This window comes from Micromonospora sp. LZ37, from assembly GCF_059359015.1.
The window spans coordinates 414,411-435,320 of record NZ_JCADBL010000002.1; the positions used below are offsets into that span (position 1 = coordinate 414,411).

17 protein-coding genes are annotated in these 20,910 nt (G+C 74.2%); 13 read left to right on the forward strand and 4 right to left on the reverse strand.

Annotation, left to right across the window (positions count from 1 at the left end):
- Positions 1-27: 27 nt before the first annotated feature.
- The 8 genes from AC5L3Z_RS06010 (at position 28) to AC5L3Z_RS06045 (ending at position 11,131) form a co-directional block, all read left to right on the forward strand.
- The gene (locus AC5L3Z_RS06010) at positions 28-999 is read left to right on the forward strand and encodes a LysR family transcriptional regulator (RefSeq protein ID WP_494840160.1); all 972 of its coding nucleotides are present in this window, start codon (positions 28-30) and stop codon (positions 997-999) included.
- 234 nt (positions 1,000-1,233) lie between these two features.
- Positions 1,234-2,775 (forward strand): sugar ABC transporter ATP-binding protein, encoded by a 1,542-nt coding sequence (locus tag AC5L3Z_RS06015; RefSeq protein ID WP_494840161.1) that lies wholly within the window; start codon positions 1,234-1,236, stop codon positions 2,773-2,775.
- Entirely contained in the window at positions 2,772-3,779 is a 1,008-nt protein-coding gene (locus AC5L3Z_RS06020) for an ABC transporter permease (protein ID WP_494840162.1), read from the forward strand. Before AC5L3Z_RS06015 ends, AC5L3Z_RS06020 begins: the two co-directional genes overlap by 4 nt.
- Positions 3,779-4,783 (forward strand): ABC transporter permease, encoded by a 1,005-nt coding sequence (locus tag AC5L3Z_RS06025; RefSeq protein WP_494840163.1) that lies wholly within the window; start codon positions 3,779-3,781, stop codon positions 4,781-4,783. The genes AC5L3Z_RS06020 and AC5L3Z_RS06025 overlap by 1 nt, the downstream gene beginning before the upstream one ends.
- Positions 4,784-4,817: 34 nt before the next feature.
- Positions 4,818-6,008 carry an ABC transporter substrate-binding protein gene (locus tag AC5L3Z_RS06030; protein ID WP_494840164.1) on the forward strand — a complete coding sequence of 397 codons (1,191 nt, stop codon included), beginning with the start codon at positions 4,818-4,820 and terminating at the stop codon, positions 6,006-6,008.
- 98 nt (positions 6,009-6,106) lie between these two features.
- The gene (locus tag AC5L3Z_RS06035; RefSeq protein ID WP_494840165.1) at positions 6,107-6,973 is read left to right on the forward strand and encodes a sugar phosphate isomerase/epimerase family protein; all 867 of its coding nucleotides are present in this window, start codon (positions 6,107-6,109) and stop codon (positions 6,971-6,973) included.
- A gap of 287 nt (positions 6,974-7,260) precedes the next feature.
- The gene (locus AC5L3Z_RS06040; protein WP_494840167.1) at positions 7,261-10,818 is read left to right on the forward strand and encodes a ThuA domain-containing protein; all 3,558 of its coding nucleotides are present in this window, start codon (positions 7,261-7,263) and stop codon (positions 10,816-10,818) included.
- A 67-nt stretch (positions 10,819-10,885) separates the two neighbouring features.
- On the forward strand, positions 10,886-11,131 hold the full coding sequence (locus tag AC5L3Z_RS06045; protein WP_334530299.1) for a hypothetical protein: 246 nt from the start codon (positions 10,886-10,888) through the stop codon (positions 11,129-11,131).
- Between the two features lie 67 nt (positions 11,132-11,198).
- Here the strand turns inward: AC5L3Z_RS06045 and AC5L3Z_RS06050 are convergent, their stop codons facing one another.
- Genes AC5L3Z_RS06050 through AC5L3Z_RS06060 form a run of 3 tightly spaced genes read right to left on the reverse strand, consistent with a single transcriptional unit; the run spans position 11,199 to position 14,280 of the window.
- Positions 11,199-11,549: a DUF3140 domain-containing protein gene (locus AC5L3Z_RS06050; protein WP_494840169.1), complete on the reverse strand. Its 351-nt coding sequence runs from the start codon at positions 11,547-11,549 to the stop codon at positions 11,199-11,201.
- Positions 11,549-11,713, reverse strand: coding sequence for a hypothetical protein (locus AC5L3Z_RS06055; RefSeq protein ID WP_494840171.1), 165 nt, complete (start codon positions 11,711-11,713; stop codon positions 11,549-11,551). The genes AC5L3Z_RS06050 and AC5L3Z_RS06055 overlap by 1 nt, the downstream gene beginning before the upstream one ends.
- A 14-nt stretch (positions 11,714-11,727) precedes the next feature.
- Positions 11,728-14,280 (reverse strand): ATP-dependent Clp protease ATP-binding subunit, encoded by a 2,553-nt coding sequence (locus AC5L3Z_RS06060; protein WP_494840173.1) that lies wholly within the window; start codon positions 14,278-14,280, stop codon positions 11,728-11,730.
- 121 nt (positions 14,281-14,401) lie between these two features.
- On the opposite strand from AC5L3Z_RS06060, the gene AC5L3Z_RS06065 reads away from it, so the two are divergent.
- From AC5L3Z_RS06065 to AC5L3Z_RS06085, 5 genes are all read left to right on the forward strand, one after another.
- Positions 14,402-14,797: a PIN domain-containing protein gene (locus tag AC5L3Z_RS06065; RefSeq protein WP_494840175.1), complete on the forward strand. Its 396-nt coding sequence runs from the start codon at positions 14,402-14,404 to the stop codon at positions 14,795-14,797.
- 284 nt (positions 14,798-15,081) lie between these two features.
- Positions 15,082-15,342 (forward strand): hypothetical protein, encoded by a 261-nt coding sequence (locus tag AC5L3Z_RS06070; protein WP_334530286.1) that lies wholly within the window; start codon positions 15,082-15,084, stop codon positions 15,340-15,342.
- 9 nt (positions 15,343-15,351) lie between these two features.
- A complete protein-coding gene (locus tag AC5L3Z_RS06075) occupies positions 15,352-16,266 on the forward strand; it encodes a hypothetical protein (RefSeq protein ID WP_494840177.1) in 915 nt (304 codons plus the stop codon).
- Positions 16,259-18,943, forward strand: a complete 2,685-nt coding sequence (locus AC5L3Z_RS06080) for an FtsK/SpoIIIE domain-containing protein (protein WP_494840179.1) — start codon at positions 16,259-16,261, stop codon at positions 18,941-18,943. The genes AC5L3Z_RS06075 and AC5L3Z_RS06080 overlap by 8 nt, the downstream gene beginning before the upstream one ends.
- Positions 18,940-19,599: a hypothetical protein gene (locus AC5L3Z_RS06085; RefSeq protein ID WP_494840181.1), complete on the forward strand. Its 660-nt coding sequence runs from the start codon at positions 18,940-18,942 to the stop codon at positions 19,597-19,599. The genes AC5L3Z_RS06080 and AC5L3Z_RS06085 overlap by 4 nt, the downstream gene beginning before the upstream one ends.
- Before the next feature lie 37 nt (positions 19,600-19,636).
- Here the strand turns inward: AC5L3Z_RS06085 and AC5L3Z_RS06090 are convergent, their stop codons facing one another.
- Positions 19,637-20,902: a cupin domain-containing protein gene (locus AC5L3Z_RS06090; RefSeq protein WP_494840183.1), complete on the reverse strand. Its 1,266-nt coding sequence runs from the start codon at positions 20,900-20,902 to the stop codon at positions 19,637-19,639.
- Positions 20,903-20,910: the final 8 nt, after the last annotated feature.

The following is a 20,910-nucleotide window of genomic DNA, read 5'->3' on the forward strand; positions in this document are numbered from 1 at the left end:
GGTCGCGGGTGGTCCTACCGTCACGGTATGAACCTGGAGCTGCGGCACCTGCGGGTGGTCTGCGCGATCGCCGAGACCGGGAGCGTGACCAAGGCGGCGTCGACCCTCGGGTTGGCCCAGCCGGCCCTGACCGCTCAGCTGCAGCGCATCGAGCGGACGCTGGGCGGTCCGTTGTTCGAACGGGACCGCCGGGGCGCCCGGCCGACGGCCCTCGGTGAGCTGGTGCTCGCCCGCGCCCGGGTGCTGCTGCCGGCGATGAAGGGCCTGCAGGACGAGGCGGCCCGGCTGGCCGGGGCGGACGACACCCTGGGCCGCTACCGGTTCGGCGGGGTGAACAGCCCGATCCTCGGCCGGCTGGTGCACCGGCTCGCCGCCGAGCAACCGCAGGCCCAGATCACCACGTTCGCCTCCTGGTCCGCCGACGAGCTGGGCGCGCTGGTCGCCGGCGGCCGGCTCGACTTCGCCCTCACCGGGGTCTGCGGCGACGCCACCGGGTCGGCGGAGTTCGGGCTCTGCTGGCGGGAGGTGGCGGTCGACCCGGTGCTGGTGCTGCTGCCGGCGGCCCACCCGATGGCCCACCGCGAGGAGGTGGGCCTGGCCGAGCTGCGCCGCGAGCAGTGGGTGGCCGCGCCCGGCGACGGTTGCTTCGGCGACTGCTTCGCCGCCGCCTGCGCGCGCGCCGGCTTCACCCCCCGCAAGGTGTACGAGACGGACGTGCGCGGCTGTGTGGACCTGGTCGACGCCGGCGAGGCGGTGGCGCTGTGCCAGGCCACCTTCCGCCCGGTGACGGGCCTGGTCACCCGCCGGCTGGCCGGCACGCCGCTGCGCTGGCGGCTGCTGCTGGGCTGGCACCCGGACTCCGCCGCCGCCCGGGTCGCCGAGCTGGTGCTGGAGACGGCGCTGGCGGCGTACACGGACTCGCTGGCGGCGCACCCGGCCTATCTGGCCTGGCTGCTGCGCAACCCGGCGTTCGGGGTGCGGCAACCGACCGGCGTCTGACCCGGACGCTGCGGCCGCCCGCCCCGGGGCGGCGCGGCGGGTGTTGCGGGTGGCCCCGGCGGCCACATAGCCGGTCCAGCGTGGACGAACCCGGATTTCTTTCTCTCGACCGAGCGGTACTTTCGGTCAGAACTGCAAAAGTATTGAGCGTTCGGGCCTAACTTTTGCTTTACACGGCGTTCACGCCTCCCTATGTTCGATGTCACGGTCGTCGATCCCCCCGAGGTGACGCGGATGACGGATGACAACGGAGCGCGAGGGCCGAGCCTGCTCGGCATGCACGGCATCAGCAAGAGCTTCTTCGGCGTACCGGTCCTGGATGACGTGCGACTGGAGTGCCTCCCCGGCGAGATCCACGCCGTGATGGGCGAGAACGGCGCCGGGAAGTCGACCCTGATGAAGATCCTCGTCGGGGTGCACCAGCCGGACGCCGGGCGGATCGAACTGGACGGCACGCCGGTCCGGTTCCACCACCCCCGCCAGGCCCTGGCCGCCGGCGTGAGCATCGTGCACCAGGAACTCAACCTGCTGCCCGACCGGACGGTGGCGGAGAACATCTTCCTCGGCCGCGAGCCCCGCCGCCGGTTCACCGTGGACCGCACGGCGATGGACCGGGCCGCCACCCGGCTGCTGGCCACGCTGCGCGCCGACGACCTCATCTCGCCGCGGGCCCTGGTCGGCCGGCTGCCGGTGGCGCAGCAGCAACTGGTGGAGATCGCCCGGGCGCTCTCCTACGCGCCGCGGCTGCTGGTGCTCGACGAGCCGACCGCGGCGCTCTCCCCGCACGAGGTGGACACCCTGTTCGAGCGGATCCGCCGGCTGCGCGCCGACGGGTTGACCGTCCTCTACATCTCCCACCGGCTCAAGGAGATCTTCGACCTCACCGACCGGATCACCGTGCTCAAGGACGGCAGACGGGTGGCCACCGTACGCACCGCCGAGGTGGACACCCGGGCGCTGGTGCACCTGATGGTCGGACGCGAGCTGGACCACTACTACCCGCCCCGGGCCGCGCCCGGTCGGATCGGGCCGGTCCGGCTCGCCCTGCGCGGGGCCGGCGCCGGGCCGCTGCACGACATCGACCTCGACCTGCGCGCCGGCGAGATCGTGGGGCTGGCCGGGCTGGCCGGGTCGGGCCGCACCGAACTGGCCCGCCTGCTCTTCGGCGCGACCCGGATGGCCAGCGGCAGGGTGGAGCTGGACGGGCGGGTACGCCGGCTGCGCTCGGTCCGGCACGCCATCCGCAGCGGCGTCGGCCTGCTCACCGAGGACCGCAAGACCGAGGGGCTGGTGCTGCAACTGTCGGTACGCGACAACAGCCTGCTCGCCGTCCGCGCGCTGGGACGCCGGGCGGTGCGCCGGGTCGGGCTCGGCGACCTGCTCGACCGGGTGGGGCTGCGGGGCTCCACCGCCCGGGAGGTCCGCTACCTGTCCGGTGGCAACCAGCAGAAGGTGGTGCTCGCCCGGTGGCTGGCCACCGGCGCGCGGGTGCTGATCTTCGACGAGCCGACCCGGGGCGTCGACGTGGGCGCGAAGGCCAGCATCCACGAGCTGATGCGGGAACTGGCCGACGCCGGCACCGCGATCCTGATGATCTCCTCCGAACTGCCCGAGGTGATCGGGATGGCCGACCGGATCGTGGTGCTGCGCGAGGGCACCGTCGCCGGTGAACTGCCGGCCGGGGCCAGCGAGGCGGAGATCATGCTGCTGGCCACCGGTGAGCCCGACCGCCGCGCCGCCGCGGTGGGCGCGACCGGTGCGGGCGGTGCCGCGTGACCGCCTCGACGACGGCCCGACGGCCCGCCCGGGCCGGCCTGCCCCTGGACACCGCCGCCGCCTCCAGCGCGCCGGTCTGGCTGGTCTTCGGCGGGGTCTTCGCGGTGGCCTGGCTGCTGGTGGAGCTCAACGGCGGCCAGTTCATGACGGTGGAGAACCTGCAGAACATGGCGGTCCGGTCGGTGGCGCTGGGGCTGGTCGCGGTCGGCCAGACGATCGTGCTGATCGGCGGCTCGCTGGACCTGTCGGTGGCGTACATGGTCAGCGTCACCGCGGTCGGCGCGTCCTTCGTGATGCAGGGCGACCCCGACCGGATGGCGCTCGGCGTCGCGGTCACCCTGGTGCTGGGGGTCGTGGTGGGGCTGGTCAACGGGCTGATCGTCACCGGCCTGCGGGTCAACGCGTTCATCGCCACCCTGGGCACCTCACTGGTGATGAGCGGCATCCTCAACGCGCTCTTCACCAACTTCACCGGCGCGGTGCCCCGGCAGTTCCAGGGGCTGGGCTACCAGGCGCTCGGACCGGTGCCGGTCGCGGTGCTCCTGCTGCTGGCGGTGGTCGCCCTCGCCTGGTACCTGCTGCGCCGCACCCGCTTCGGCTACCACCTCTACGCCGTGGGCGGCAGCGCCGAGGCGGCTCGGCTGTCCGGGGTCCGTACCGACCGGGTGGTCGTCACCGCGCACGTGCTGTGCAGCCTGACCGCCGTGCTGACCGGGCTGTTCCTGGTCAGCCGGCTGCGCTCCGGCGCGCCCTGGGTCGGCCCCGACGGCGGTTACGACCTGGAGTCGATCGCCGCGGCCGTGGTCGGCGGGACCGCGCTGGCCGGCGGGCGGGGCAGCGTGGCCGGCACCCTCGCCGGGGTGCTGATCCTGGCCGTCATCGACCAGGTCTTCAACGAGTTCGAGGTGAACGCCTTCCTCAAGACCCTGATCCGGGGCGTGATCATCGTCGGCGCGGTGGCGCTCTACGCGGCGCGCAGCCGGCGCGGCGAGGGGAGCTTCTGATGACCGCCACCGTGGCCCCGCCGACCGGGCCCGCCGCGGAGCGCGCCGGCGCGCGGGTCCGGCGACTGCTGCGCGCGGTCCCGCCGATCTGGCTGGTGCTCGCCGTGGTGATCGTGCTGATCGCCTGGCGCAACCCGACCTTCGTCGAACCGGGCCCGTTCCTGGCCTTCCTGCGCCGTTGCGCCCCGCTGGCGGTGCTCGCCGCCGGGCAGGTCTTCGTCATCATCGCCGGCGAGTTCGACCTCTCGGTCGGCGCGCTGGTCACCGCCGTGGTGGTGGTGGCCGCCCGGCTCTCCGACGGCGATCCGACGGCCACCTGGTGGCTGATCCCGCTGCTGCTCGCCGCGGGCGCCGGGGTCGGCCTGGTCAACGGACTGGTCACCACCCGGCTGCGGGTGCCGTCCTTCATCGCCACGCTGGGCATGCTGCTGGTGCTCAACGGCGCGGTCTTCCTCTGGTCGGGCGGCGCCCCGCGCGGGTCGCTGGCCGACAACTTCCGGCAGTTCGGCCGCTTCGGCATCGAGCTGCCCGGTCTGGGCCAGCTGCCGTACGCGGTGTTGATCCTGGCCGCCGTGGGCGTCGGGCTGTGGCTGCTGCTGTCGCACAGCCGTTTCGGCCACCAGGTCTACGCCGCCGGCGGCAATCCGCGCGCCGCCGCCCTGTCCGGGGTGGACGTCCGTCGGGTGCGGACGGTCGCGTTCGTCATCTCCGGTCTCGCCGCCGTGGTCGCGGGGATCCTGCTCGGCGGCTTCACCGGCGTCACCGCCGAGGCCGGCGTGGGTTACGAGTTCCAGGCGATCGCCGCCGTCGTGCTCGGCGGCGCGGTGCTGGGCGGGGGTCGCGGCAGCGTCGGCGCCGCCCTCGCCGGCGCGCTCACCCTGCAATCGGTGTTCACCCTGCTCAACCTCCTGGGCCTGGCCAAGTCGCTGCGCGACGCGGTGCAGGGCCTGATCATCATCGGCGCGGCCGCGTACGCCGCCCACCGGCTGCGCCGGTCCGGCTGACGCCGCGCCCGAGAACCGTCGTGAGGAGAAGCCCATGAGACCTCCAATACGGACCCGGCTGGCCGTCGGTGGCGTCACCGTCCTCGTCGCCGCCGCCGGTTGCACCTCGACCGCCCCGGAGGACGACGAGGGCCCGGCCGGCAGCGGCACCGGGCAGCAGTCGTCGTTCTTCGTCCAGGCCGACTACGACGAGCAGATCGCCCAACGGGCGACCCCCCCGACCGGGCCGGCCGACCAGCCCTGGTTGCAGGCGATCAACCCGCAGCTCACCGACACCGCGAAGTTCAAGAAGTCCGGCAAGCACACCATCTGCTTCTCGAACGCCGGGGTGAACAACCCGTGGCGGGTGGTCGGCTGGACCACCATGCAGGCCGAGGCGAAGCAGCACCCCGAGATCGCCGCGCTGACCGCGGTGGACGCCGAGGGCAAGGACGACAAGCAGATCAGCGACATCGACGGCCTGCTGGCGAGCCGCAGGTGCAGCGCGCTGATCGTCTCGCCGAACACCACCGCCGCGCTCACCCCCGCGGTCGAGAAGGCGTGCCGGGCCGGCCTGCCGGTGATCGTCTTCGACCGGGGCGTCAACACCGACTGCCCGGTGACCTTCATCCACCCGATCGGCGGGTACGCCTTCGGGGCCACCGCCGCCGAGTTCCTGACCGACAAGGTCAAGAAGAACGGCCGGATCCTCGCCCTGCGCATCCTGCCCGGCGTGGACGTGCTGGAGACCCGCTGGTCGGCGGCGAAGGTGGTCTTCGACAAGGCGGACGTGAACGTGGTCGGGGTCGAGTTCACCGACGGCGACGCGGCCAAGGTGAAGACCATCGTCAACGACTACCTGGAGCGCTACGGCAGCATCGACGGCGTCTGGATGGACGCCGGGGCCACCTCGGTCGCGGCGGTCGAGGCGTTCGAGGACGCCGGCCAGCCGGCGCCGGTGGTCACCGGCGAGGACCAGCAGGACTTCCTGCGGCTCTGGCAGGAGAAGAAGCTGACCGCGATCGCCCCGACCTACCCGACCTACCAGTGGCGTACCCCGATCCAGGCGGCCCTGGACATCCTCGCCGGCAAGCAGGTGCCGAAGGAGTGGGTGCTCCCCCAGCCGACCATCACCCAGGACAACCTCGGGCAGTACGTGCTGCCGCAACTGCCGCCGCTGCACTACGCGCTCTGCGGCTGCGAGAAGATGCCCGGCTTCCCGCAGGACTGGGGCGGCAACCAGTAGCCCGCCGGGTGCGGGACCGGCCGGGCCGGTCCCGCACCGGCGACCCGGCCCCGGCGGTCCCGCCGGGGTACGCACCGACGAGCTGTGAGGAGCGCGGCGTGCATCGCCTCGGCGCCAACACCTGGATCTGGGTCTCCCCGCTGACCGACGCCCGGCTGGCCGAGCTGGCCCCGCGGATCCGCGGCTGGGGCTTCGACACCATCGAACTGCCCATCGAGAACCCGGGCGACTGGGACCCGGACACCACCGCGGCTCTCCTGGACGACCTGGGGCTGACCGCGACGGTGTGCGCGGCCATGTCGCCCGAGCGCGACCTGGTCGTCGACGACGAGGATGTGGTCCGGCGCACCGGCGACTACCTGCGCTACTGCGTGCGGGCGGCGGCCCGGATCGGCTCCCGCGTGGTCGCCGGCCCGATCTACGCCCCGGTCGGCCGGACGTGGCGGCTCGACCCCGACGAGCGGGCGGCGACCGTACGACGGCTGCGCGACAGGCTGCGACCGCTGGCCGAGGAGGCCGCCGGGCAGGGCGTCACGCTGGCGGTGGAGCCGCTGAACCGGTTCGAGACCAGCCTGCTCAACACCGCCGAACAGACCCTGGAGGTGGTCGACGGCCTGCCGGGCGCCGGCATCGCCCTGGACACCTTCCACATGAACATCGAGGAGCGCGACATCCCCACCGCGATCCGCACCGCGGGCGACCGGTTGGCCCACGTCCAGGTCTGCGCCAACGACCGGGGCGCGCCCGGCAACGACCACCTGGACTGGACCGGCATCGTGGCGGCCCTGCACGACGTGGGCTACGCCGGGCCGCTCTGCATCGAGTCGTTCACCGCGGAGAACCGCACGATCGCCACGGCGGCGGCGATCTGGCGTCCGTTGGCGCCCACCCAGGACCAGCTGGCGACCGCCGGGCTGGCGTTCCTGCAGGCACTGCTCAGCCGGTCGGCGGCGCCCACGGGCTGACCGACCAGCGCGGCCGAGAACCGCCGGGGCGCGGCCCCGCCGGTCGGGCGACCACGCCGATCCGCATTTCCGGCCATATTTATGGCGATTTCACAATTGCTGAAATACGCGTTGACGAGCGTCAATTTGAGGCGCACGGTGGCCGCAGAGCAGGAGGTGACGACGGCCGGTGCGGCCGGCGGCACCGGCGAGCGCGGGGGTGACCCCATTCGGCGGCGCGTCGCAGCCCTCCGTCCGGCCTTCGCCCGGGCGGGACCCGGCACCGTGATCTCCCGAAAGGAGACGGCATGCGCCGCCGACACCTCATCCTGGGCGCCCTGTACGCACTGCTGCTGTCCCTGTTCGTCGCGCCGGCCGGCCCGGCCACGGCCGCCGCGGCGCCGTTCCGGGCGCTGCTGTTCAGCGAGACCGCCGGTTACCGGCACGACTCCATTCCCGACGGCATCGCCATGTTCAACGAGCTCGCCGCCCAGCACGGGTTCACCGTGGTGCACTCGGAGAACTCCACCGTCTTCACCCCGGCCAACCTGGCGACCTTCGACGTGGTGGTGATGTTCCAGACCTCCGGCATGGTGTGGGACAACGACGCCCAGCGCCAGGCCCTGCAGGACTACGTGGCCGGCGGTGGCGGCGTCGCCGCCATCCACAACGCCACCGACATGGGCATCGAGGGCTCCTTCCCCTGGTGGGACGACCTGGTCAACGCCAGCGCGCACATGCCCGAGCACTCCCCCGGCGTGCTGCCGGGCACCGCCCACGTCGCCGACGGGGCGCACCCCTCCACGACCGGGCTGCCGCAACGCTGGCAGCGCAGCGAGGAGTGGTACAACTTCGACGCCAACCCCCGCGGTGACGTGCACGTCCTGGTCACCGCCGACGAGCGGACGTACGACCCGGGCAGCCGGGCGATGGGTGCGGACCACCCGATCTCCTGGTGCCGCGAAGTGGGCGCCGCACGGGTCTGGACCACCGCGATGGGCCACCCCAAGGGCGCCTACACCGAGCCGTTCTTCCGCCAGCACGTCCTCGGCGGGGTGCAGTGGGCGGCCGGGGTCGCCGCCGGGGACTGCGGCGGCACCGTCTGGGGCAACTTCGAGAAGGTGTCGCTGGACCAGAACACCGTCGACCCGATGGCCGTCGACGTGGCCGCCGACGGCCGGGTCTTCTACGTCCAGCGCGGCGGCCAGGTGAAGATCGTCAAGCCGGCCACCGGCGCCACCGTCACCGCCGGCACCCTGCCGGTCTACACCGGCGGCGAGGACGGCCTGGTCGGCATGGCTCTGGACCCCGGCTTCGGTACCAACAAGTGGATCTACCTCTACTACTCGCCGCAGGCCAGCGCGACCGACATCAACCGGCTGTCCCGGTTCACGATGATCGGAGACAGCCTCGACCTCGCCAGCGAGAAGGTGCTGCTCGACGTTCCGGCCTACCGGGACCGGACCCACCCCGAGCCCGGCCACACCGGCGGCTACCTGGCCTTCGGCCCGGGCGGCAACCTCTACCTGTCCACCGGCGACGACAGCCCGCCCAACTACGACCCGGCCTGGCAGGGGTACGCGCCGCTGGACTGGCGGCCGGGCAAGAGCTTCCTGGACGCGGCCCGCTCCGCCGGCAACACCAACGACCTGCGGGGCAAACTGCTGCGGATCCACCCGGAGTCGAACGGCACGTACACCGTGCCGAGTGGGAACCTCTTCGCCCCGGGCACGGCGAAGACCCGGTCGGAGATCTACGCGATGGGCTTCCGCAACCCGTTCCGGTTCTCCGTCGACCCGGTCAACGGCTGGGTCAACCTGGCCGACTACGGGCCCGACCGGGGCGGGCCCACCACCAACCGGGGCCCGGAGGGCCTGGTGGAGCTGAACGTCATCAAGCAGGCCGGGAACTTCGGCTGGCCGTTCTGCCACGGCGACAACCAGCCGTACGCGCCGTACAACCCGGACACCGGCGTGGTCGGCGCGAAGTTCGACTGCGCCAGACCGGTGAACAACTCCCCCAACAACACCGGCCTGACCACCCTGCCGCCCCTGGTGCAGCCGCAGATCTGGTACGGCTACGGCGCCTCGGCGCAGTTCCCCGAGCTGGGCTCCGGCGGGTCGGCGCCGATGGGCGGCCCGATCTACCGGTACGACGCGGCCAACCCGTCGCCGACGAAGTTCCCCGCCTACTACGACCGGGTGCACTTCTTCTACGAGTGGTCCCGCAACTACCTCAAGGAGATCCACTTCGACGACGCCGGCGCACTGGTGAAGATCAACCCGTTCCTGCCCGCCGGCAACTTCGTCAAGCCCATGGACCTGCGGTTCGGCCCCGACGGCTCGCTCTACCTGCTGGAGTGGGGCTCCAACTTCGGCGGCGGCAACAACGACTCCGGTCTCTACCGGATCGACTACGTGCGGGGCGGACGGGCGCCGGTGGCCAAGGCCAGCGGCACGCCGACCAACGGCAAGGCCCCGCTGACCGTGCAGTTCTCCAGCGCCGGCTCCGCCGACCCGGATCCGGGCAACACGATCAGCTACGCCTGGGACTTCGACGGCAACGGCAGCACCGACTCGACGGCGGCGAACCCGTCGCACACCTACACCACCAACGGCAACTTCACCGCCAAGCTGACGGTCCGGGACAACACCGGGCGCAGCTCCTTCGCCAACGTCCCGATCACCGTGGGCAACACCGCCCCGACAGTGACCATCACCGGTCCGCCCAACGGGGGGATGCTCGACTTCGGCCAGCAGGTCGCCTACACGGTGACCGTGACCGACCCGGAGGACGGCACGATCGACTGCACCAAGGTCCTGCTCAACCCGGCGCTCGGCCACGACGACCACGAGCACGGCACCACCGACTACGCCGGCTGCAGCGGGACGATCAACACCGAACTGCTCGGCGGCCACCCCGACGGGGCGAACCTGTTCTACGTACTGAACGCCCGCTACCAGGACAAGGGCGCCAACGGCGTGGCCGCGCTCACCGGCTACGGCAAGGCGGTCCTGCAACCCAAGCACAAGCAGGCCGAGTTCTTCACCGGCCAGTCCGGGATCCGGGTGATCGACCAGGCCGGCGCGGAGAGCGGCAAGCGCATCGGCGACATCAGCAACGGCGACTGGATCATGTTCGACCCGATGAGCGTGCAGGGGATCAACACCGTCAGCTTCCGCGTCTCCTCGCCGTACGGGGGCGGGACGATCGAGCTGCGGGCCGACTCGCCGACCGGGCAACTGCTCGCCACCCAGGCGGTGCCGAACACCGGCGGCTGGGACAGCTACCAGCAGCAGCCGGCGGTGAACGTGGCGGCGCTGGCCGGCACGCACAAGCTCTACCTGGTCTTCAAGTCCGGCCAGAACAACTCCTTCGACCTGGACTCGATGGCCTTCGGTGGGGCGGGGGTGGGTACCGCCCCGACCGGGATCGCCGGGAAGACGTACACGCTGACCGCCCAGCACAGCGGCAAGCTCGCCGACGTCAACGGGGTGTCCACCGCTGACGGAGCCGTCGTGCACCAGTGGACGGCCACGGGCGGCGCCAACCAGAAGTGGCAGGCGGTGGACGCCGGCGGCGGCGCGGTCACGCTGCGGGCCGTGCACAGCGGCAAGTGCCTGGCGGTGGCCGGCGGTTCGACCGCCGGCGGGGCCCAGGTGGTCCAGCAGACCTGCGGCACGGCCACCAGCCAGCAGTGGCAGGCCGTCGCGACGACCACCACCGGGGTGTACGAACTGAAGGCCCGGCACAGCGGGCTCTGCCTCGACGTCAACGGCAACTCCACCGCCGACGGGGCGCTGCTGATCCAGTGGAGCTGCGGCGGCGCGGCCAACCAGCGGTGGCGGCTCACCGTGGCCGGCTGACCCACCTCGGCCGGTAATGCCCGGCCGGTGACGGTGCGAACCGTCGCCGGCCGGGTATCTGGCGGACATGACCGACCTCTACCCCGCCGCCGACGACCGGGAGATCCTCCGGCAGGCGGCCTCCGCGCACACCGCCGCCGCCCACGACGTGGAGACCTTCCTGCGTCGCCTGCCCCAGGTCCCCGATCCCGCGGACATCGCCGAGTACGTCAACCTGGTCACCCGCGAGGAGCGGACCCGCGCCAACCGGGAGGCCGCCGCGGACGCCGCCGGCCTCACCATCGGCAGCCTGGAGTCCGACCAGGGCCGATGACCGAGAGACCACGAGGGTGCCGTCACGGTCCTGCGTGACGGCACCCTCGTGGTCTCCGGCGGCGGGCTCAGCGTTCGACGAGGACGTCGTGGCCCAGATCGAGCAGGGAGTGCCGCCACTCGTCGTCGGCGTTGCCCCGGCGTGGCTTCTCCGCCGACAGGGACCGAATCCGGTCGATCGCCTCCCGCATCACCTCGATGTCCTCCGGGGTGAGGTCCACCTTGCGCTTGCTCAGCACCCGCAGGATCTGCCGGCCCGGCTCCGGCAGGTCCATGTCCGGGTTCGGGCCGAACGCCTCCTCACCGGAGCCCCGGGTCAGCAGCCACTGCCGCAGCTGCTCGGAGGGGACGTTCACCTCGGCGTGGAAGTCGTCCCAGATCACCTCGACCTCGGGGTCGATTCGCTGCTCGCGTACCATCACGCCTCCTCTTCCGGCGACCCGGGCCAACCCGGGTCCCCGTCGTCGGTCTGCTGCTTCAGGCCCTCCGGCGGCACCTTCACCCGGGCCGGGTTCGCCGTCGGCGGGGCGACGATCCGTTCGCTGCGTTCGGCGTTCTCCTCGGTCTCCTCCGGTTCGGTCATGTCCGCCCTCCGGCTCATCGGGGATGGGACGTGGTGGCCGGGGTGTAGCCCCGTTCACCGGCGGCCACGTCGAAGGCGAGCTGTCCGTCCCGCGCGTCGACGGTGACCTTCTGGCCGGGTGAGATCTGGTTCTCCAGCAGCATCCGGGAGAGCCGGTTGTCCACCTCCCGCTGGATCGTCCGGCGCAACGGGCGCGCCCCGAACTCCGGCTGGTAGCCGTGCTCGGCGAGCCAGTCCACGCCGGCCGTGGTGAATTCGATCTGGATGTCCTGGGCGTGCAGCCGGCGGCGGGTCTCCTCCAGCAGCAGCTCGGTGATCTGGCGCAGCTGGGTGGCCTCCAGCCGGCGGAAGATGATCGTCTCGTCGATCCGGTTGAGGAACTCCGGGCGGAAGTTCTCCTGGAGCCGGCGCATCAGCCGCTCGCGCAGCTCGTCGGACTCCCGCTGCTCGCCGGGTTCGCCGACGCCGAAACCGACGCTGCGCTGGCTGCCGGTGATCAGCTCCGAGCCGAGGTTGCTCGTCATGATCAGTACGGTGTTCTTGAAGTTGACGGTCCGGCCCTGGCTGTCGGTGAGCCGGCCGTCGTCGAGCACCTGGAGCAGGATGTTGAACACGTCCGGGTGGGCCTTCTCGATCTCGTCGAGCAGCACCACCGCGTACGGGCGGCGGCGCACCGCCTCGGTGAGCTGGCCGGCCTCCTCGTAACCGACGTAGCCGGGGGGTGCCCCGACCAGCCGGGCCACGGTGTGCCGCTCCTGGAACTCGCTCATGTCCACCCGGATCATCCGGTCGGCCTCGCCGAAGAGCGCCTCGGCCAGGGCCCGGGCCAGCTCGGTCTTGCCGACGCCGGTGGGGCCGAGGAAGAGGAAGCTGCCCATCGGCCGGTTCGGGTCGGCCAGGCCGGTACGCGAGCGGCGTACCGCCTCGGCGATCGCGGTGACCGCGTCGTCCTGGCCGACCACCTTCGCGTGCAGCTGGGCCTCCAGGCGCAGCAGCCGGTCGCGCTCCTCCTCGGTGAGCTGGCTGACCGGGATGCCAGTGGCCCGGGAGACCACCTCGGCGATCTCCTGCGGGCCGACCGAGGGCACCTGGTTCGGGCCGTCGTCGCCGTGCGCGCGGCGGACCTGCTCCTCCAGCTCGGCGAGCCGGTCGCGCAGCGCGGAGGCGCGCTCGTACTGCTCGTCGGCGACGGCCTGCTCCTTGTCCCGGCGTACCTCGTCGAGCTGCTGCTCCAGCTCCCGCACGTCGGCGGCGGGGGTGCGGGTGCGCAGCCGGACCCGGGCGCCGGCCTGGTCGATCAGGTCGATCGCCTTGTCCGGCAGGAAGCGGTCGGTGACGTACCGGTCGGAGAGCTCGGCGGCGGCGACCAGCGCCTCGTCGGTGAAGCGGACCTGGTGGTGCGCCTCGTACCGGTCGCGCAGCCCGCGCAGGATGGTCACGGTGTCCTCGACGCTCGGCTCGGGCACCAGCACCGGCTGGAACCGGCGGGCCAGCGCGGCGTCCTTCTCGATGCTCTTGCGGTACTCGTCGAGCGTGGTCGCGCCGATCACCCGCAGCTCGCCGCGGGCCAGGGCGGGTTTGAGCATGTTGGAGGCGTCCATGCCGCCCTCGCTGCCCGCGCCGCCGGCGCCGACCAGGGTGTGGATCTCGTCCAGGAAGATGATCAGCTCGTCCCGGTGCGCCCGGATCTCTTCGATCACCTTCTTCAGGCGTTCCTCGAAGTCGCCCCGGTAGCGGGTGCCGGCGACCAGGCCGGCGAGGTCGAGTTGCACCACCCGCTTGCCGAGCAGGGTCTGCGGCACGTCGCCGTCGCAGATCCGTTCGGCCAGCCCCTCCACGATGGCGGTCTTGCCGACGCCGGCCTCGCCGATGAGCACCGGGTTGTTCTTGGTCCGGCGGGAGAGGATCTCCACCGCCTGTTCGATCTCGTCGGCGCGGCCGATCACCGGGTCGATCTGGTCGGCCCGGGCCAGGTCGGTGAGGTCCTGGCCGTACTGGTCGAGGGTGGGGGTGCCGCGGTCCGGCTTCGGGCCGGGCATCGGGCCGCGCTCCGCGCTGGCCGCCTGCAACGCCTCCGGCTGGATCCGGCCGGCGGCGAGCATCCGGCCGGCCGGGGACTCCGGGTTGAGCGGCAACGCCATCAGGATGTGCTCGGGGCCGATGTAGTTCGCCCCCATCGCCCGGGACAGCTGGTGGGCGTCGAGCAGGGCCCGCTTCGCGGCCGGGGTGAGCGACAGGTTCGGCGGCACCTCCCCCTGGGGCGCCCCGTCGCCCCGCCCGCCGAGGGCGTTGACCAGGGCGTCCGGGTCGGCGCCGGCCCGGCGTACCAGGTCGCGCAGCGGCTCGCGCTGCAACGCCGCCCAGAGCAGGTGGTCGGTGTCGAGGTCGTTGCTGTGCTTCTGGGCGGCCCGGCGGGCCGCGTCGGCCAGCATCTCGCGGGCGTCGGCGGTCATCAGCCGCGTGATGTCGACCCGGTGGGCCGGTCGGCGTCCGCCCTCACCCCGGCCGAAGTACCGGGCCAGGAACTCGTCCCACGGGTCGGAGCCGAAGTCACCGGGTCCCATCATGTCTGTCCTCCGCAGTCGGGGCGCGGCACGGCCGCCGGTGGCGACACTGCGGCGCGGCACGGTCGCCGGTGGCTACCCGGCGGCTGGCGCGACAAACGCGGCCGGGTGGCAGGCTGGGGGCATGGAATCCCGACCGCTGCTCATCGTCGACGGCGCCAACGTGGTCGGTTCCCGACCGGACGGCTGGTGGCGGGACCGGGCCGGCGCCGCCGCCCGGCTGCGCGACCGGCTCGTCCCGCTGGCCGCCCGTGGGCTGCCGCCGGAGCTGCCGGGCCCGGCCGAGGTGCTGCTGGTGGTGGAGGGGGCGGCCCGGGACGTGCCCGGCCGGCCCGAGGTGCGCACCGTGGCGGCGCCGGGCTCGGGCGACGACACCATCGTCGCGCTGGTCCGCGACGCCCCGGACCGGCGCCGGCTGGTGGTCACCGCCGACCGGGAACTGCGTACCCGGGTGACGGCCCTCGGCGCCGAGGTCCAGGGCCCGACCTGGCTGCGCGCCCACACCACCGGACCCGCCTGACCCGCCCCGACGACGTCGTAATCAAGAGGTTTGCGTCGGAGAACGGCCGTCCCAGGACCCGAACCTCTTGATCACCGGGGGCGGGGCGGGTGCGGTGCACGGGAGTGGGCCCGTGGACGGGACCGGGCGGTCCCCGGACGGGACCGGGCGACCGGCGGCGGGGGCGGCTTCGCGCACGTCAGGGCGGTAACCGGACATCCGGGCACGGACACCGACAGGGGGCGTGTTCTCTCCCCGGAGGGTATGGGTTGTAATGGAGATCTCCCCGCCCCCAGGAGGTCACCGTGGCGAGCGTCGCCGAGCTGAAGGCAGCCATCGATGTCGCCCTCCAACAGATCGGTGACGGGCAGAGCGCGGTGCAGGCCGCCGGAGAGAAGCTCTCCGAGGCGCAGCAGACCCTCGCCGGGGCGCTGGAGGGCAGCGGGCACGAGACCGTCGAGGCCGCGCAGGCCTCGCTGACCCAGGCCGGCCAGGAGCTCGAGGAGTGCCTCGCCGCGACCCTGGTCGCGGTGGAGCAGGCGCAGCTCTACGTCGCGACGCTGTAGCCGGCCGCCGTGTCCATCATCGAGGACGTGGGGGCGCAGGTGCGCGCCGCCGCCGAGGAACTCCCCCTCGCTCAGCTCGCCCTGGCCCTGGAGAAGTTCGGCCAGGCCACCGAACGGCTGCGCTGGGTACGGCAGGAGTCGGCCAACCCGATGGGGGTGCCCGAGCTCGCCGCCGCCACCGAGCACGCCGAGGCCGCCGGGCACGCGCTGCGGGTGGCGCAGGAGCAGCTTTCGGCGTACCTCGCGGCGATCGGGCTGGCCCCCGACGGCGCGCCGCCACCCCGGACGGCGACCCCCGGGCCGCGGCACGACGCGCCGCGTGAACAGGCCGTGCCGGAAGCCGCCCCGACGGCCGAGCGGGACGCCGACCCGACGGTCAAACGGTGGTGGTCGGTGCGGGTGGCGGAGCTGACCGGCGGGCGGGAGGGGCCGCCGGACGAGCCGGACGAGCGGGTCGCCGACTCCCGCGAGCTGCTGCGCCGGGTGGTCACCGGGGTGCGCTCCGGCGACCGGGACCGGCTGCACCGGGAGCTGCGCCGGGCGCACGCCGACGTCGGCCTGGGGCTGGCCGCGCTGGCCCCGCCGCTGCTGCGCGACCTCGCCGGTGAGCTGCTCGGGCATCCGCCCCGCGCGGACGACCTGGGCCGGCTCCGGCGCGAGCTGGACGGCCGGGTCCGCGACCTGCTGCCCGGGCTGCCCCCGCCGGTGCTGGACACCCTGCTCACCCGGGTGTGCCGGATGCCTCCGCCGCGCCGGGACGAGGGCGGGCAGCCACACGCCGCCGATCCGGCGGTCACCGCGGGCGTGGTGACCGGGGTGCTGCTGGCCCGGCTGGGCCGCGACCTGCCCCGCGGCGGCGACGACCCGGGATCCGCTCCCGACCGGGGCGCGGCCGGCCGAGCCGAGGGCGGGCACCGTGGCTGACCTGCGCAACCAGCTGGTGTCGCGGGTGCGGGGAATGCTCTCCGAGGCGCTCGGCGCCACCCGCGCCCGGTTGGCGACGGCGGAGGCGGAGCTGACCGCCGCCCGGGAGCGGCAGGCCCGGGTACGGCGGGCCGCCGCCGGCGTACCGGAACGGGTCGGCGCGGAACGCGACCGCCGGCTGGCCGAGATCGACGACCGGCACGCGGCCCGGATCGCCGAGCTGGCCCGCCGGGCCGCCGCCGCCGCGCTGCGCGAGGCGCCCGGCGCGGCCTCCGCCGACTGGGACACCTGGCACGCGGCGCCGGCCGGCCGCGGCGAGCCGGTCGGCCCGGTCCGCGTCGGCACCCTGCGCATCACGGGCGCGGAGCCGGTGCCGGCGCTGGTGCCGCTGCTGGACGCCGGGCACGTGCAGCTGACCGGCGACGACCGGGCCGGCTGCGACGCGGTGGTGGCGGCGCTGCTGCTGCGCGGCGTCGGCCGGGCCGACCCGGGCGCGGTCCGGCTGTACGGCTACGACCCGGAGCACCTCGGCGGCGGGCTGGCCGGGTTCGCCCCGCTGGGCACCGCCGGGCTGCTCACCTTCGTCGGCCCCGGCGGGCTGGGCCGGCTCCTCGACGACCTGGTGGAGCAGATCCGCCGGATCAACGAGACCGTGCTGGCCGGCGAGTACGGCTCGCTGCGGGAGCTGGCCGCGGCGACCGGCCGGCGGCCCGAGCCCTGGCGGGTGGCGGTGCTGCTCGGCGGGGACGAGCTGTCCCGGCACGAGCGCGGCCAACTGGACCGGGTGGTCCGCACCGGGGCCGCCTGCGGGGTGCACCTGGTGATCCGGGGCATCCCGCTGGCGGAGGACCCGACCGTCACCCGGATCGTCGCCGCGCCGGGCGACACCCGGGTCGGCGCCCCGCCCGGCCTGCCGGTACGCCTCGACCCGCCGCCGCCGGCCGCGCTGGTCACCGAGACCTGCCGGGAGATCGCCTCCCGGGTCAACGCGGGCCCGCCGCCGGCGCCCTTCACCGACCTGCTGCCCCCGCCGGAGCAGATGTGGAAGGAGGACTCGGCGCACGGGCTGACCGCGCCGATCGGCGAGGGCCCGCACGGCCGGCCGGTGCTGCTCACCCTCGGCGACTACCCGCCGCACGCCCTGATCGGCGGCCCGTCGGGCACCGGGAAGACCAACCTGATCTTCGCCTGGATCGGCGCGCTGGCGTCCCGCTACTCCCCCACGGAGCTGGAGTTCTACCTGCTCGACTTCAAGGAGGGCGTGTCCTTCGCCCGGTTCGCCAAGGGGCGGCGCGACCCGAGCTGGCTGCCGCACATGCGGCTGGTCGGGATCAACGTCAACACCGACCGGGAGTTCGGGCTGGCGCTGCTGCGCTTCCTCGCCGAGGAGCTGCGCCGGCGCGCCGACGCCGCGAAGAAGCACGAGGTCACCAAGCTCGCCGAGCTGCGGGCGGTGGACCCGACCGGGCACTGGCCCCGGATCGTGGCGGTGGTGGACGAGTTCCAGGCGCTGCTGGCCGGCCGGGACGTGGTGGCCCGGGAGGCCGCCGACCTGTTGGAGGACCTGGCCCGGCGGGGCCGCTCGCAGGGCATCCACCTGGTGCTCGCCTCGCAGGACGTGCGCGGCATCGAGGCGCTGTGGGGGCGCCCGGCGCTGGTCGCCCAGTTCACCCTGCGCATCGCGCTGCCCAAGGCGCTGCGCATCCTGGCCGAGCGGAACGACGCCGCGCAGGCGCTGCCCCGGCACCACGCGGTGGTCAACGCCGAGTCCGGGATGACCGAGGGCAACCAGGTGGCCCGGATCCCGTCGGCCAGTGACTGGGAGACCTGGAGCGAGCTGCAACACCGGCTGTGGCGGATGCGCCCGCAGGACGCCGCGCCGGCCCGGCTCTTCGACGGCGACGCGGTCCCCCGGCTGGCCGACGCGCCGGACTTCCGGGCGCTCACCCCGGCCGGCGGTGACACCCCGCAGCGTGGTCCGGTCGCCCTGCTCGGTGAGATCATCGACGTGCAGTCCCGTTCCGCGGCGCTGCGGCTGCCCCGGGCGCCCGGGCGCAACCTGGCGGTGCTGGGCACCCGGGTGGACGAGGCGTGCGCGGTGCTCGACGCGGCGGCCCGTTCCCTGGCCCGGCAGCACCGGCCGGGCACCGCCCGGTTCTCCATCGCCTGCCTGGACCCGGACGCCGACCCGGCGGCCCGCGCCCTCTACGAGGACCTGGCCGACGACGCCGCCTGGTACGACGAGGAGACGGTGCCGGAGCTGATGGCGGAGACGGCCGAGGCGTTGGACCGGCCCGGTACCCCGGCCACCCCGCACTACCTCCTGCTGTTCGCCGTGGACGCGGCGGCGGGCGCGCTGGCGGGGCGGGCCGGCGGGCGCAGCGGGCTGGAGCAGCTGCGCCGGATCCTGCACGACGGGCCGGAGCGGCGTACCCATGTGCTGGCCTGGTGGCGCGGGGTGGCCCGGATGCGGGTGGACCTGGGCGGGCCGGCGTCGCGGACCGACCAGATCGGCGCCTGGGTGGCCCTGGACGTGCAGGGCGGGGAGCTGGGCTCGTCGCTCTACCCGGGTACCGGCGGCCCGGACTGGTATCCCCGGCCGTGGCGGGGGCTCTTCTTCGACCGCGCGGTGCACCGCACCGGACAGGTGATCATCCCTTATGGTCCGTCCCGATGAACGAACCGGTCGCCAGTGACACCTACGCCGCCCACGTCCGCCGCCTCGCCGAGCTGACCGGTCGGGTGGCCGCCCAGCGCGCCGAGGCGCGCGACTGGCACGACCAGCAGTGCGCCGCCGCGCGCCGCGCGGTGGCCGAGGCGGCCGCGCAGTTGCGGGCCGCCGAGGAGGAGGTGGCGGCGGCCCGGTCACTGCTGGAGCGGGTCGACGCAGAGGTGGGGCACCTCTGGGCGGAGCTGCGCTCCCGGATGGGCACCCGGGGTCTGGGCGACCCGCCGGGGCCGGCCCGGAGCGCGGCCGAGGACCCGGTGCCGCTGCTGCGCGGGGTGCGCGAGCTGCTGGAGCGCACCGGGCAGCGCGGTGAGCTGCCGGGGGCGGTGAACCCGCTGCTGGCGCTCTGCGGGGTGGCGGGCGCGCTGGTCGCGTACGCCCTCGGCGCCGGCGCCCGGGTGTTCGGCCAGCGGTACGGCGGTGACCTGGCGGTGGGGATGCCCGTGCTGGCCCTGGTGGTCACGCTGCTCGGCCCGGTGGCCGGCCTCGCCCCGGCGAAGCGGCTGGCGGACCGGCGGCACGCCCTGCTCGGCCCACGGCCGATGGCGGTCGTGCTGGTCGCCGGGGTGGCGACCACGGTGGCGCTGCTGGTGCTGACCCGCTGACCGCCCGCCGGCCCCGGCGCGGCCGGGAGAGCGGCCGTCAGGCGGGGACGGCGACGGCCTCGCGGAGCAGCCGGCGGGCGAGGACCAGCCGGTCGGCGTCGTCGTCGAGGCCGGGCAGGTCGCCGACCCGGGTCACCGCGCCGGTGAGCAGGGCGCGCAGTGCCGCTTCGCAGGTCGCGGGGAGGGTGATCGTCCGGTCGGTCAGGCGCAGCGCGACCCGGTCGCCGGTGGCGGTGAGCTGCCAGCGCAGCCCGCCGCGGGGGGCGATGCGGGCGTCGGCGTCGAGCGCGGCGAGCGCGGCGGCCTGGGCGAGCGGCCGGATCGGCGCGGGCCGGGCGGCCGGCCAGGCGCGGGCGCGCAGCCGGGCGGCGACGGCCGCCGGGTCGGCCCGCAGCAGCCAGTCGCGCAGCGCCTCGACGGTCTCGGTGAGCTCGGGTTCGATGGCCTCCGGGTCGGCGACGTCGGTGCCGAAGGGCAGCCCGGCGCGCAGCCGGGGATCCTCGGCGGCCAGGGCGAGCAGCTCCTCGACCAGCGCGTAGCGGGTCAGCGCGCGGATGCCCACGGTCAGGTGCAGGGAGCTGGACTCCTGCGCCTGGGCGCTGTGCAGCCAGCCGCGCGGCAGGTAGAGCGCGTCACCCGGGGCGAGCACCACGTCGAGCGCGGCCGGGCCCTGGGCGGTGGCGGAGACCTCGTCGGCCCGCCCGCCCCAGGGCTGCCGCTCCAGCGGGTCGGGCAGCACCGGCGGGTGGATCCGCCAGTGCTTGCGGCCGTCGACCTGCAGGACGAAGACGTCGTGGGTGTCGTAGTGGGTGGCGAAGCCCTGGCTGCCGGCGGGGGTCAGGTAGGCGTTGACCTGCAACGGTTGCCCGAGGGCGGCACCGAGGTCTCGGGCGAGGTCGACCAGGGCGGGCCAGGTGCGGTGCAGGCCCTGGAGCACCAGGGTGGCGCCGGAGGCGTACAGCTCCAGCACCTTCTCGTCGAGGACCTGGTCGCCGATCTCGGCGCCGGCGCCGCCACCGCCGGTGAAGCGCGCCGCCGGCACGAGCTGGCCGTCCTTGGCGACGCGCAGGAAGGGGGTACGCAGACCGCGCCGGCTGAGCAGCTCGTCGGCGTCGGCGGGGCTGAGCAGGTCGGTGAAGCCGGCGGGGTTGGGCAGCTCGTCGGCGCGGGAGAGCAGTGGCGCCTTTCCCCAGTAGGCGGCGGCGAACTTGGCGGGCTCGACGCTGACGCAGCGGGCCAGCGCCTCGGTGGCGGACGGCACCGCCGGGCAGCCGTGGCCGCCCGGCGGGTCGATGATCGTCACCTCGGTCC

What these genes read in the sequence shown, in the direction of transcription:
- AC5L3Z_RS06010 (WP_494840160.1), top strand. Translation starts at nt 28, where the DNA reads ATGAACCTGGAGCTGCGGCACCTGCGGGTGGTCTGCGCGATCGCCGAG.
- AC5L3Z_RS06015 (WP_494840161.1), top strand. Translation starts at nt 1,234, where the DNA reads ATGACGGATGACAACGGAGCGCGAGGGCCGAGCCTGCTCGGCATGCAC.
- AC5L3Z_RS06025 (WP_494840163.1), top strand. Translation starts at nt 3,779, where the DNA reads ATGACCGCCACCGTGGCCCCGCCGACCGGGCCCGCCGCGGAGCGCGCC.
- AC5L3Z_RS06030 (WP_494840164.1), top strand. Translation starts at nt 4,818, where the DNA reads ATGAGACCTCCAATACGGACCCGGCTGGCCGTCGGTGGCGTCACCGTC.
- AC5L3Z_RS06040 (WP_494840167.1), top strand. Translation starts at nt 7,261, where the DNA reads ATGCGCCGCCGACACCTCATCCTGGGCGCCCTGTACGCACTGCTGCTG.
- AC5L3Z_RS06045 (WP_334530299.1), top strand. Translation starts at nt 10,886, where the DNA reads ATGACCGACCTCTACCCCGCCGCCGACGACCGGGAGATCCTCCGGCAG.
- AC5L3Z_RS06050 (WP_494840169.1), bottom strand. Translation starts at nt 11,549, where the DNA reads ATGGTACGCGAGCAGCGAATCGACCCCGAGGTCGAGGTGATCTGGGAC.
- AC5L3Z_RS06055 (WP_494840171.1), bottom strand. Translation starts at nt 11,713, where the DNA reads ATGACCGAACCGGAGGAGACCGAGGAGAACGCCGAACGCAGCGAACGG.
- AC5L3Z_RS06060 (WP_494840173.1), bottom strand. Translation starts at nt 14,280, where the DNA reads ATGATGGGACCCGGTGACTTCGGCTCCGACCCGTGGGACGAGTTCCTG.
- AC5L3Z_RS06065 (WP_494840175.1), top strand. Translation starts at nt 14,402, where the DNA reads ATGGAATCCCGACCGCTGCTCATCGTCGACGGCGCCAACGTGGTCGGT.
- AC5L3Z_RS06085 (WP_494840181.1), top strand. Translation starts at nt 18,940, where the DNA reads ATGAACGAACCGGTCGCCAGTGACACCTACGCCGCCCACGTCCGCCGC.